Origin of the sequence: Mesorhizobium sp. LjRoot246 (assembly GCF_964254115.1) — a bacterium.
Classification (GTDB): Bacteria; Pseudomonadota; Alphaproteobacteria; order Rhizobiales; family Rhizobiaceae; genus Mesorhizobium.
On the sequence record NZ_CAXUSN020000001.1, the window covers coordinates 2009493 to 2022023 of the forward strand.

Genomic DNA, 12531 nt, shown 5'->3' on the forward strand with positions numbered 1-12531 from the left:
GGCCGGTCTCACGGCGTTGCGAGCCTTTTCATCGGGGGCGCAAGTACAAGCGGATACAAGGAACAAACATGATGGACATCATTGTTCTCGGGATCGGGGTTTTGTTTTTTGCCCTGTTCTTCGCCTACGTCAAAGCCTGCGACAGAATTTGAGCTGAAGGACCGAACCATGCTTGTCGATTACATCCTTGGCGGTGGCGTGACGCTGTTCCTGCTCGCCTACCTGACCTACGCGCTCATTCGTCCAGAACGCTTCTGAGGCACGGAAAGCCATGACACTGAACGGTTGGATACAGATCCTGGTCTATTGCGGGATCATCGTTTTGCTGGTGAAGCCGCTCGGCGGCTACATGCACCGCGTCTTCAATGGCGACAGCACGCTGCTTTCGCCAGTCTTCGGCCCGCTCGAGCGCGGGCTTTACCGTACTTGCGGAACCAGCGAGCGCGAGGAACAGCACTGGACCACCTATGCGGTCGCTCTGCTGCTCTTCAACCTTGCCGGCTTCCTCGTGCTCTATGCCCTGCAGCGCCTGCAAGGCAGCCTGCCCTATAATCCGGCCGGCATGACCGCGGTCGAGCCCGGGCTCGCCTTCAACACCGCCGCCAGCTTCATGACCAACACCAACTGGCAGAACTATGGCGGCGAGAGCACGATGTCCTATCTCGTGCAGATGGCCGGCCTGACGGTGCAGAACTTCGTTTCGGCTGCCACCGGCATCGCCATCGCCATTGCACTGATCCGCGGCTTTGCCCGGGCATCGGGCAAGTCGATCGGCAATTTCTGGGTCGATATGACCCGCTCCACGCTCTATTTGCTGTTGCCGTTCTGCATCGTGCTGACGCTGGTCTATGTCTGGCTCGGCATGCCGCAGACGCTCGGCGCCTATGTCGACGCCACCACGCTCGAAGGCGCGCGGCAGACCATCGCCGTCGGCCCGGTCGCTTCGCAGGTGGCCATCAAGATGCTCGGCACCAATGGCGGCGGCTTCTTCAACGCCAATGCCGCGCACCCGTTCGAGAACCCCGACGCGATCTCCAACCTGATCCAGATGGTGTCGATCTTCGCCATCGGCGCCGCCTTGACCAACGTCTTCGGCCGCATGATCGGCAACCAGCGCCAGGGTTGGGCGATCCTGTCAGCCATGGGCGCCATGTTCATCGCCGGCGTCGCCATCTGCTACTGGGCGGAAGCCGCCGGCAATCCGCTGGTGCACGCGCTCGGCATCGATGGCGGCAACATGGAAGGCAAGGAGAGCCGCTTCGGCATCGCCTTGTCGGCACTGTTTGCCGTCATCACCACCGCCGCTTCGTGCGGCGCCGTCAACGCCATGCATGGCTCGTTCACCGCGCTCGGCGGCATGATCCCGATCATCAACATGCAGCTTGGCGAGGTCATCGTCGGCGGTGTCGGCGCCGGTCTCTATGGCATCCTGATGTACATCGTCGTCGCCGTCTTCGTCGCCGGCCTGATGGTCGGCCGCACGCCTGAATATCTCGGCAAGAAGATCGAGGCCAAGGAGGTCAAGATGGCTATGCTGGCCATCCTGTGCCTGCCGCTGGCGATGCTGATCTTCACGGCCATCGCCGTCGTGCTGCCGACCGGCGTAGCGTCGATGGGCAATGCCGGCCCGCATGGCTTCTCCGAGGTTCTCTATGCCTATACGTCGGGTGCTGCCAACAACGGTTCGGCCTTCGGCGGCCTGACCGGCAACACGCCCTGGTACAACATCACCATCGGCATCGGCATGCTGATGGGCCGTTTCCTGGTCATCATCCCGGCGCTGGCCATTGCCGGCTCGCTGGTGGCGAAGAAGACGGTTCCGGCCTCCGCCGGCACCTTCCCGACCGATGGCCCGCTGTTCGTCGGGCTGCTGGTCGGCGTCATCCTTATCGTCGGCGGCCTCACCTTCTTCCCGGCGCTCGCCGTCGGGCCGATCATCGAGCACCTGGCAATGATCCACGGGCAGACCTTCTGAGGCCGTCATGTCCTGGTTCGACACCATGCGCCGCAAGATCAGCCACAGGGGCGATCACGGAAAGGAGGAGAGACCTCCTCCTTTCCCGACCCTGTCGACGTTCCTCGGCCTTGCGGCAGTCATGCTCGTCCTCTGGTTGCTGGCCTACGGGCCGCCGCACTTCTTTTCGGCATCCGATCATCCGGTGCCGTCCAACAACACCGAAGCCGGAGCTTCAAAATGAGCCACTCGAAATCAGCCAGCATCATGGATGCCCGCATCTTGCTTCCCGCCATCGGCGGCGCCTTCCGCAAGCTCGACCCGCGCACGCTGGCCAGGAACCCGGTGATGTTCGTCGTCGCCGTCGTCTCGGCGCTCACCACGGTGCTGTTCGTCAAGGATCTGGTCACCGGCGGCGGCAATCTCGGCTTCACGCTGCAGATCATCATCTGGTTATGGTTCACCGTGCTGTTCGCCAATTTCGCCGAAGCGGTCGCTGAAGGCCGCGGCAAGGCGCAGGCGGATTCGCTGCGCAAGGCACGCACCGAGACCCAGGCCAAGCTTTTGACCGGCGAGGATCGCACCAAGTTCAAGCTGGTGCCTGGCACCAGCCTCAAGGTCGGCGATGCCGTGCTGGTCGAAGCCGGCGACATCATCCCGTCGGACGGCGAAGTTGTCGAAGGCGTCGCCTCGGTCAACGAAGCGGCGATCACGGGCGAATCCGCGCCGGTCATCCGCGAATCCGGTGGCGACCGCTCGGCGGTCACCGGCGGCACGCAGGTGCTGTCCGACTGGATCCGCGTGCGCATCACCGCCGCCTCCGGTCACACCTTCCTCGACCGCATGATCTCGCTGGTCGAAGGCGCCGAGCGCCAGAAGACGCCGAACGAGATCGCGCTCAACATCCTGCTCGTCGGCATGACACTGATCTTTGTGTTGGCGACAGCGACGATCCCGAGTTTTGCGACCTATTCGGGTGGCTACATCTCGGTCACCGTTCTGGTCGCGCTGTTCGTGACCTTGATCCCGACCACCATCGGCGCGTTGCTGTCGGCAATCGGCATTGCCGGCATGGATCGCCTGGTGCGCTTCAATGTTCTGGCCATGTCGGGTCGCGCCGTGGAGGCCGCCGGCGACGTCGACACGCTGCTGCTCGACAAGACCGGCACGATCACGCTGGGCAATCGCCAGGCGACGCAGTTTCGCCCGGTCAAGGGCGTCACCGAGCAGGAACTGGCCGACGCGGCGCAGCTTGCCTCGCTGGCGGACGAAACGCCGGAAGGCCGTTCGATCGTCGTGCTGGCCAAGGAGAAATACGCCATCCGCGCCCGTGACATGGCAACGCTGCATGCCACTTTCGTGCCTTTTACCGCGCAAACCCGCATGAGCGGCGTCGATATCGACGGTTCGTCGGTGCGCAAGGGCGCCGTGGATTCGGTTCTTGCCCATGTCAACCAGTCGACATCAGCGTCCCATGGCACGCGTCCGAGCAGCGAATCCATCCGCGACCTCCAGGCCATCGCCGACGAGATCGCCAAGTCCGGCGGCACGCCGCTGGCGGTCGAGCGCGACGGGCGCCTGCTCGGCGTCATCCACCTTAAGGACATCGTCAAGGGCGGTATCAGCGAGCGCTTCACCGAACTGCGCCGCATGGGCATCCGTACGGTGATGATTACCGGCGACAACCCGATGACGGCGGCAGCGATCGCCGCGGAAGCCGGCGTCGACGACTTCCTGGCCCAGGCGACGCCCGAGGACAAGCTGAAGCTGATCCGCGACGAACAGGCCAAGGGCAAGCTGGTCGCCATGTGCGGTGACGGTACCAACGATGCACCCGCCCTTGCCCAGGCCGATGTCGGTGTCGCAATGAACACCGGCACGGTGGCCGCCCGCGAGGCCGGCAACATGATCGATCTCGACAGCGATCCGACCAAGCTCATCGAGATCGTCGAGATCGGCAAGGCACTGCTGATGACGCGCGGCTCGCTGACGACTTTCTCCATCGCCAACGACGTGGCCAAATACTTCGCCATCATCCCGGCGATGTTCGCCGCCTTCTACGTCGCGCCGGGGCAAACCACCGGCCCGTTGCAGGCACTCAATGTCATGCATCTGGCGACGCCGCAAAGCGCCATCCTGTCGGCCATCATCTTCAACGCGCTGATCATCATCGCGCTGATCCCGCTGTCGCTGAAAGGTGTCAAATACCGCGCCATCGGCGCCGGCGCGCTGCTCAGCCGCAATCTTCTCGTCTACGGCCTCGGCGGCCTCATCGTACCGTTCGTCGGCATCAAGGCGATCGACATGATCGTCACCGCGCTTGGCCTCGCTTAAGGAACAAATCCATGCTCACCCAGATAAGACCCGCGATCATCATGATCGTCTTCTTCACCGTGCTGACCGGCCTGATCTATCCGTTGGGCATGACCGGCATCGCCCAGGCGCTGTTTCCGCGCCAGGCCAATGGCAGCCTGATCGAGAAGGACGGCAAGGTCGTCGGCTCCGAACTGATCGGCCAGGGCTTTGCCAGCGATCGCTATTTCCACGGCCGCCCCTCGGCCGCCGGCGACGGCTACAATGCCGCCGCCTCAAGCGGCAGCAATCTCGGCCCGACCAATCCCAAGCTGATCGACCGCATCAAGGGCGACGCCGAGAAGTTGAAAGCGGAAAACCCGAACCAGCCTGTTCCGATGGACCTGGTGACGACGTCCGGCAGCGGCCTCGATCCTGATATCAGCCCGGAAGCGGCCTACTTCCAGATCGCCCGGGTGGCCAAGGCCAGGAGTATCGACGAAGCCAAGGTCAAGGCGCTTGTCGACAGCCAGGTCGAGGGCAGGGAGCTCGGTTTCATGGGCGAACCGGTGGTCAATGTGCTCGGTCTCAACCTTGCGCTGGACGCCGCGAAACAGTGAATGGTGCGGGCCGGGGATCGACAGTATCCCTGGCGCCATCCATGATCGATCCTGATGCCAGACGACAGAAGCAACGACACCAGACCCTCTCCCGACGCACTGCTTGACCATGCCGAGCGGGAGGGTCGCGGCCGCCTGCGAATTTTCCTCGGCGCAGCACCGGGCGTCGGCAAAACCTACGAAATGCTGATGTCGGGCCGTGCCAGGCTGGCCGACGGCGTGGATGTGGTGATCGGCGTCGTCGAGACGCATGGCCGCAAGGAAACACTGGCCCTGGTCGAGGGCTATGAGGTCATTCCCCGCCGCAAGGTCGACTACAAGGGGCGCATCCTCGACGAGATGGACATCGACGCCATCCTGGCCCGGCGCCCGGCGCTGGTTCTCGTCGACGAACTCGCCCACACCAACGCCCCCGGCAGCCGCCACCCCAAGCGCTATCTCGATGTCCAGGAAATCCTGACGCAAGGCATCGACGTCTACACGACGCTCAACATCCAGCATGTCGAAAGCCTGAACGATGTCGTTGCCCAGATCACCAAGGTCAGGGTTCGCGAGACGGTTCCCGACTCCATCATCGACCAGGCCGACGATGTCGAGATCATCGATCTCACTCCCGACGACCTGATCAAGCGGCTCGAGGAAGGCAAGGTCTATTTCCCCAACACCGCCCAGCGCGCGATCGAGAACTATTTCTCATCAGGCAATCTGACGGCGCTGAGGGAGCTGGCACTGCGCCGCACCGCGCAGCGGGTAGACGACCAGTTGCTGATCCATATGCAGGCGCACGCCATTCCCGGACCGTGGGCAGCAGGCGAAAGGGTCCTCGTCTGCCTCGACGCGCGGCCCGGAGGAGCGGCCCGCGTCCGTTATGCACGCAGGCTGGCCGACCGGCTGCGTGCCCCGTGGACGGCGCTGCATGTCGACAGTCCTCGCTCGGCCAGCATGCCCGAGGACGACAAGGACCGGCTCGCGACGAACCTGCGCCTCGCCCAGCAGCTTGGCGCCGAGGTGACGACCATTCCGGGTCAGAATGTAGCGCAGGACATCGTGCGTTATGCGACGGCGAACAATTTCACCCATATCGTGGTCGGCAGGCCGACCCGGTCGCGCTGGCGGGAATTGATCGAAGGCTCGCTCACCTATGACCTCATCCGCAATGCCGGCGACATCAGCGTCCATGTCATTTCGGGAAACGAACGCAACGCAGAGGCGTCGTCTAGGAGCGTCAGGGCGGCCGACGAGCAGTGGCAGTTCGAGATCTGGCCCTATCTCAAGGCCACGGCCTTTGTCATGGGCTCGCTCGCCTTCGCCGTGCTGCTCGACCAGTTTCTCGACGTGCGCAACCTCGCGATCATCTTTCTCATCGCGGTGCTGGCATCGGCGGTGACCGGCGGTCTCTGGCCGGCCCTGTATGCCTGTCTCTTCAGCGCCCTTGCCTTCAACTATTTCTTCCTGGAACCGCGCTACACGCTGACGATCCGGGATCCGGAGAGCATTGTCGCGCTCGGCGTCTTCCTGGTGGTCGCCGTCATTGCCAGCAATCTGACGGCGCGCGTGCAGCGGCAGGCCGTCGCCGCCCGCTCGCGGGCGCGGGCGACGGAGGACATCTACCTTTTTTCAAAGAAGCTCGCCGGTGCCGGCACGCTCGATGACGTCTTGTGGGCAACCGCCTTCCAGATCGCCTCGATGCTGAAATTGCGGGTTGTGCTGCTTTTGCCGGAAGACGGGACGATCACCGTCAAGGCTGGCTATCCGCCCGACGATACGCTGGCCGAGGCCGACATCGCCGCCGCCCGCTGGGCGTGGGAGCACAACCGCGCGGCGGGGCGCGGCGCCGACACGCTTCCCGGCGCAAAGCGCCTCTATCTTCCCTTGCGCACCGGGCGCACGGCAATCGGTGTCGTCGGCCTCGACAATGATCGACAGGGTCCGCTGCTGACGCCCGAGCAGCAGCGCCTGCTCGACGCGCTGGCCGACCAGGCAGCGGTCGCCATCGAGCGTATTCAACTGGTCGCCGACGTCGACCGCGCCAAGCTCGCCGCCGAGGCGGACCGGCTGCGCTCGGCACTGCTCACCTCGATCTCGCATGATCTGAAGACGCCGCTCGCCGCCATCATGGGCGCGGCCGGCACGCTGCGGGACTTTTCAGCCGCACTTCCCGAACCGGACCGGGCGGAACTGCTGTCGACGGTGCTCGACGAATCCGAGCGGTTGAACCGCTTCATCGCCAACCTGCTTGACATGACCAAGATCGAGTCCGGCGCGATGGAGCCGAACTACGCCTTCCACTATGCCGGCGACATCGTCGGCTCCGCCCTGCAGCGGGCCAGGAAAATCATCGACGAGCACAAGATCGAGACCGACATCCCGTCGGATTTGCCGATGTTGAAGGTCGACCCCGTCCTGTTCGAGCAGGCGCTGTTCAATCTGCTCGACAATGCGGCGAAATATGCCCCGGCCGGCTCGACGATCCGCGTACAGGGCTGGACCGACAATGGTTCCGTCCTCCTGCAGGTCATGGACGAAGGCCCGGGCATTCCGCCCGGCGATCTGGAACGGATTTTCGACACGTTCTACCGGGTGCGCAAGCGTGATCAGGTCCGCGCCGGCACCGGGCTTGGGCTGTCGATCTGCCGGGGCTTTATCGAGGCGATGGGTGGCACGATCACGGCGGCAAACAGGACCGATCGTTCAGGCGCGGTCTTCACCATAAAGATGCCCAAGCCGGCCAATCCACCCAAACTCGACGCCTCGAATACGGACGACGTGGGTGATTTGGCATGACAAACTCGAGCGTTAGGATACTGGTCGTCGATGACGAGCCGCCGATCCGCAAGCTGCTTCGCGTCGGGCTCGGCAGCCAGGGCTATGCGATCAGCGAAGCGCTGAACGCCAAAGTGGCGATCGAGCTGATGGAGGCGGACAAGCCGGACCTCGTGCTGCTCGACCTTGGCCTGCCCGGCATGAGCGGCCATGAATTGCTGCGCAAATGGCGCGACGACGGCCTCGACATTCCGGTGGTCATCCTGTCCAGCCGCACCGACGAGGCCGGCATCGTCCAGGCTCTCGAACTCGGCGCCGACGACTATGTCACCAAGCCGTTCGGCATGAACGAACTGGTCGCTCGCATCCGCGTGGCGCTGCGGCACAAGTTCCAGCAGCAGGGCGAGAAGCCCATTTTCCAGACCGGCGACCTGTCCGTTGATCTGGTCAAGCGCATCGTCAAGGTCGAGGGCAAGGACGTAAAACTCTCGCCGAAAGAATACGACATCCTGCGCATCCTCGTGCAGCACGCCGGCAAAGTGCTGACGCACCATTTCCTGTTGAAGCAGGTGTGGGGCGATTCGACCGACGTGCAGTATCTCAGGGTCTATGTCCGGCAGCTCAGGCAGAAGATCGAGAAGAGCCCCGACCAGCCGCGCTACATCACCACCGAGACCGGCGTCGGCTATCGCCTGCGCGAGGTTGAGTGAGCGGCTCACCCGTCCCAAAAAAATCTAAAAGGCCGCCACGCAAGTTCGCAGGTGAGACGCCAATAGCTCGGATGCCGGCTTGCTCGGACTCTGCAGGGGGCTGATCAGGTAGTAGGCGCCGCCAGGGATGATGGGTTGATTGCGGAAAATCACCAACCGTTCCTCCCGGACAAGGTCGCCGGTATTCGCAATCCATCCGAGCATCACTCCCATCCCTGCTAGCGCAGCCTGGGTCGCTTGAACGTGGTTGCCGAACGAGAGATCGCCTTGCCGGTCGTGCGGTAGACCGGTCGCGTCGAAATATTCGTCCCAGCCGGGTGAAAATTCCTCGTCGGTTTCAACATGGAGAAGGGTAGCTTCCGCGAAATTTCCAAAGCCGGCATGTTCAACAGCCTTTGGGCTGCAGACTGGAACCAGGCGCTCATCGAAAAGCGGTTCGCATTTGCCATCAAGCCAGTCGCCTGCCCCATAACGAATAAGCAGGTCGGCTTCGGGCGTAAACCGCGGGGTGCCGGATGTTGGTACGACCCGTACGACAATGTCAGGGTGCCGCGTGTAGAACGTCGCCAAGCGCGGCATCAGCCAATATGTGCCGGTACAGACAGTGCAAGCGATCGTAACGACGTTCTGTTCGTTTCGCTCCAAGGCTCTAATTTTTCCGATCGCGCTCTCGATCCGGTCCATTCCGTCCGAAACTGCGTGAAGCAGAACCCGGCCTGCGTCCGTCAACGCAGCAGGACGCATCCGTCGATCGAGCAGCTTCGTGCCGATGTGGTCCTCGAGATTCCGAAGCGCCTGGCTGACGGCAGGCTGCGTGACATTCAACTCTGCCGCCGCGGTCTGGACACCGCCCGCACGCACCACGGTTTCAAAGGCTGTCAGAAGCCGGAGGGGAGGGAGATGTCGACGCAATATCATAATCTCCTGCTTATGTCGGATTAGACTTTCAACTCTTCCAAACCTAACCCGATAGCGCAATTGTTGCAATTAGCGACGGCCGATCCACGGTCACAATATAAGTACACCTTCGCCAGGGAGAGTTCATGAACGCCCATCCCCGTCCCTCCGAATTAACTGCGGACGAAACACAGTCGCTCCGAGTCGATCTTGCTGCAGCCTTTCGGCTGGCAGCCCAGTTCGATTGGCATGAATCAGTGGGAAATCACTTCAGCGCCGCGCTCTCCGCTGACGGGAAAAAGTTTCTCATGAACCCACGCTGGCGGCACTTCGGGGAGATTCGGGCGAGTGATCTCTTGATTCTGAATGCGGATGACAGCGGAGTGATGGCTCGGTCTGACGCCCCAGATCCCTCCGCGTGGACGATCCACGGCTCCGTGCATGGCAGGCGGCCGGAAGTCCGGGTCATGCTGCATTGCCATCCCCCTTATACGACGGCGCTGGCCGGTCTCAAAGACCCAGGCATCAAGCCCATCGACCAGAACACGGCTCGTTTCTTTGGCAAGCTCGGCATTGATCTCGGGTTCGGCGGCATTGCTGACGATGCCGCCGAAGGGCAACGCTTGGCGGCGGCTTTTGGCAACAGGAGCGTCATCATCATGGGCAACCACGGTGTCACCGTCACCGGGCGAACGGTCGCCGAGGCTTTCGAAGACCTCTATTTTGTGGAGCGCGCGGCCAAGATCCTTGTGCTTGCATACTCAACCGGCCAGCCGCTGAACGTCATGTCCGATGACCTCGCCCGGAAGACGGCCGATGGCTGGCTCCCCTACAATGATCAAGCATTCGCACACTTCGATTATCTGAAGCGGCAGCTGGACAAAACCGACCCCTCGTACCGCGACTGACCCCAAGAATCCCTGCATGATCTGCACAAGGAGAAAACGTGCGTAGAATTGAAGTCCTGTTCTTTGATGTGCTGGGCACGATGGTCGACTGGCGTGGCAGCATCACGGCCGAAGTCGGAGAGTTTCTGAAACGCCACAAGCTCGGCCATATGGACGCTGCTGGTTTTGCCGATGCATGGGTCGGACGCTATGACGCTTCGGTCGATCCAATTCGGACCGGCAAGCGATCATTCGTTTCGCTCGATCAGGTAAACAGGGAAAATCTCGCTGCCAGCCTCGAAGAATTCGGTTTGGCCCCTGCGTCCTTACCATCGGAGGAACTTGAACACCTCAATCTGTCGTGGCATCGCCTGAAGGCCTGGCCGGACCTGGCCGAGGGTCTTTCTCGCCTGAAGTCGCATTTCATCATCGCGCCGCTGTCCGATGGACACACCCGGCTTCTGGTGAACGTGTCAAAATACAACAATCTGCCGTGGGATTTTATTGTCGGCGCCGATATGTCTCAAGCTTACAAGCCCATGCCGCAGGTCTATCTGCGGGCCTGTGAGCTCCTCGATGTTCAGCCGGGGAATGCCATGCTGGTGGCGGCGCATGACTACGACCTGGAAGCGGCCCGCCGTTGCGGATTGAAGACCGCCCACATCGTTCGCGCTAACGCTGAAGACCCTTCCAAGGTAGGTAACCAGAAAGCACGGGACGGCTGGGACTACAAAGCGAAGGATCTGCTCGAACTCGCCGACATGCTCCACTAGCCACGCAGTTGCCTTTAACCGACAGCTTCCAGCTGCCGACCAATCGGCGTTGATACCCGCAGAGCCGCGAGGCAGCCGACAATGCCGAGCGGCACGAAGGCTAGAAACAGCCAGGACGCGACATTGGCCGCCGCGTCGTGGTTCAAACCTTGCGAAAAGCCGCTGGCGTTGGCGACGATGCCGGCAAGTGCAGCACCCACGGCATAGCCGATGCGCTGCATGGTCGGCACCGCCGCCGAGGCGATGGTCTGCTCGCCTTCCGGGGCGGAGGCGACGATGACACGCGTCAGGAAGGGCCAGGCCACGCCGAAGCCGCCGCCCTGCAACAGGGCGCAGATCAGGATCAGCGGGATGGAGCCCAGCGGTATCGTGTAGGCAAAGCCGGCGATGCCGGCCGCGATCATCATCGCGCCGCCGATGATGATCAGCCGCTCGCGCCGTGGCGGCGCGTTGGCGACCAAAATCGACAGGATCGACCAGGCGATCGATTCGGCGGCGATGATGTAGCCGGTGGTCAGCAGCGGAATGTCGTGCAGGCTGGTCAGCAGCAGCGGCCCGTAGACGCCGAAGGAACAGGTCGCCACCGAAAAAGCGGCAACCATGGTCATGCCGGCGCCGACCGGCGTGCGCCACGAGAACAGCCGCGCCGGGAACAGCCGCGAGCGCGGCCTCAGCGCGTCGACATAGAAGAACAGCACCAAGCCAATGAGGCCGAGCGCCATCAGCAGCGAGGAGCGCAGCAAGGCGATGTCGACGCCGGCCGAGGCGATCAGCACCACGGCGACGGCAAGGCAGGCCAGGGCTGCGAACGGGAAGGGCGGCGCCTTGCCTGTGCTCGCCCTCGGCCTTGTCGCCTCTGGCGTGTCGAGCACGATGAAGCTTGCCAGCGCCATGGCGGTGCCGCCGAGGGTGAAGATGCCGAAGGCCCAGCGCCACGACAACAGCTCGGTCATGATCGCGCCGAGCAACGGTCCGCTGAAGGCGGCGACGCCCCAGATCGCCGACATGATGCCGAACAGCTGCGGCCAGATGGCGCGCGAGAACAGCCGTTCGACCGAGACGAAGGCCAGCGACACCAGCGCACCGCCGCCAAGCCCCTCGATCAGGCGTCCGGCGAGGAACAATTGCATGGAAGGCGAGGTGGCGCAGATCAGCGCCCCGGCTGCGTAGAGCAGCGCGGCGACCACCATGTTGCTGCGCAGGGCGACATAGCTCACCAGCCGTCCGGCGGCCGCGCCGGCAACGATGGCGCCGAGCTCGTAGATCGCCAGCGACCAGCCGACGAGCTGCACGCCGGCCAGTTCGCCGACCATGGCCGGCATCACCGTTGCGACCATCGTTTCGTTGGTGGCGTGCAGCAAGATGCCAAGGCTGATGAAGCAGAAGCGCGCCAGGTCGCCGCTTGCCCACAATGCGCGCCAGTCGACCCTGTTTGTGCTGATCTCGGTCATTTACACCCCTGCCTTGCATATCTCGACGCCAGCGCAGCACGCCAGAAGCCAGTACGGGTTTCCGGCAGGACCATGCGAATGGACAGCGCCGGATTGCGCGCCGCATCAAGGCGTTGTTGCGTTCGGGGCAGGCTTGTAAAACCTCAACTGGGGTTGAGCTCAAGCGTTTTTTTGAGGGCCGTTC

The 12531-nt window shown here is 63.0% G+C and carries 11 protein-coding genes; 9 read left to right on the top strand and 2 right to left on the bottom strand.

Features of this window, described 5'->3' with window-relative positions; all coding sequences use genetic code 11:
- The first annotated feature begins 168 nt into the window (after positions 1–168).
- Genes kdpF through ACSQ3L_RS09735 form a run of 7 tightly spaced genes read left to right on the top strand, consistent with a single transcriptional unit; the run spans position 169 to position 8339 of the window.
- Positions 169–258, top strand: a complete 90-nt coding sequence (gene kdpF / locus ACSQ3L_RS09705; RefSeq protein ID WP_015315765.1) for a K(+)-transporting ATPase subunit F — start codon at positions 169–171, stop codon at positions 256–258.
- Positions 259–271: 13 nt separating this feature from the next.
- Positions 272–1975 carry a potassium-transporting ATPase subunit KdpA gene (kdpA, locus tag ACSQ3L_RS09710; protein WP_436159731.1) on the top strand — a complete coding sequence of 568 codons (1704 nt, stop codon included), beginning with the start codon at positions 272–274 and terminating at the stop codon, positions 1973–1975.
- 7 nt (positions 1976–1982) lie between these two features.
- A complete protein-coding gene (locus tag ACSQ3L_RS09715; protein ID WP_436159732.1) occupies positions 1983–2198 on the top strand; it encodes a hypothetical protein in 216 nt (71 codons plus the stop codon).
- Positions 2195–4288, top strand: coding sequence for a potassium-transporting ATPase subunit KdpB (gene kdpB / locus ACSQ3L_RS09720; RefSeq protein ID WP_436159733.1), 2094 nt, complete (start codon positions 2195–2197; stop codon positions 4286–4288). The genes ACSQ3L_RS09715 and kdpB overlap by 4 nt, the downstream gene beginning before the upstream one ends.
- Positions 4289–4299: 11 nt before the next feature.
- Positions 4300–4866, top strand: a complete 567-nt coding sequence (gene kdpC / locus ACSQ3L_RS09725; RefSeq protein WP_436159734.1) for a potassium-transporting ATPase subunit KdpC — start codon at positions 4300–4302, stop codon at positions 4864–4866.
- A gap of 54 nt (positions 4867–4920) precedes the next feature.
- Complete coding sequence (locus tag ACSQ3L_RS09730) at positions 4921–7650, top strand: DUF4118 domain-containing protein (RefSeq protein WP_436159735.1); 2730 nt, start codon at positions 4921–4923, stop codon at positions 7648–7650.
- Entirely contained in the window at positions 7647–8339 is a 693-nt protein-coding gene (locus ACSQ3L_RS09735; RefSeq protein WP_436159736.1) for a response regulator transcription factor, read from the top strand. The genes ACSQ3L_RS09730 and ACSQ3L_RS09735 overlap by 4 nt, the downstream gene beginning before the upstream one ends.
- A gap of 24 nt (positions 8340–8363) precedes the next feature.
- On the opposite strand, the gene ACSQ3L_RS09740 is transcribed toward ACSQ3L_RS09735, so the two are convergent.
- Positions 8364–9251, bottom strand: coding sequence for a LysR substrate-binding domain-containing protein (locus ACSQ3L_RS09740; RefSeq protein WP_436159737.1), 888 nt, complete (start codon positions 9249–9251; stop codon positions 8364–8366).
- Between the two features lie 131 nt (positions 9252–9382).
- Here ACSQ3L_RS09740 and ACSQ3L_RS09745 point away from each other — a divergent pair, with 131 nt between their 5' ends.
- Entirely contained in the window at positions 9383–10144 is a 762-nt protein-coding gene (locus ACSQ3L_RS09745) for a class II aldolase/adducin family protein (RefSeq protein ID WP_436159738.1), read from the top strand.
- 38 nt (positions 10145–10182) lie between these two features.
- The gene (locus tag ACSQ3L_RS09750) at positions 10183–10896 is read left to right on the top strand and encodes a haloacid dehalogenase type II (protein ID WP_436159739.1); all 714 of its coding nucleotides are present in this window, start codon (positions 10183–10185) and stop codon (positions 10894–10896) included.
- Between the two features lie 14 nt (positions 10897–10910).
- On the opposite strand, the gene ACSQ3L_RS09755 is transcribed toward ACSQ3L_RS09750, so the two are convergent.
- On the bottom strand, positions 10911–12347 hold the full coding sequence (locus tag ACSQ3L_RS09755; protein ID WP_436159740.1) for an MFS transporter: 1437 nt from the start codon (positions 12345–12347) through the stop codon (positions 10911–10913).
- Positions 12348–12531: the final 184 nt, after the last annotated feature.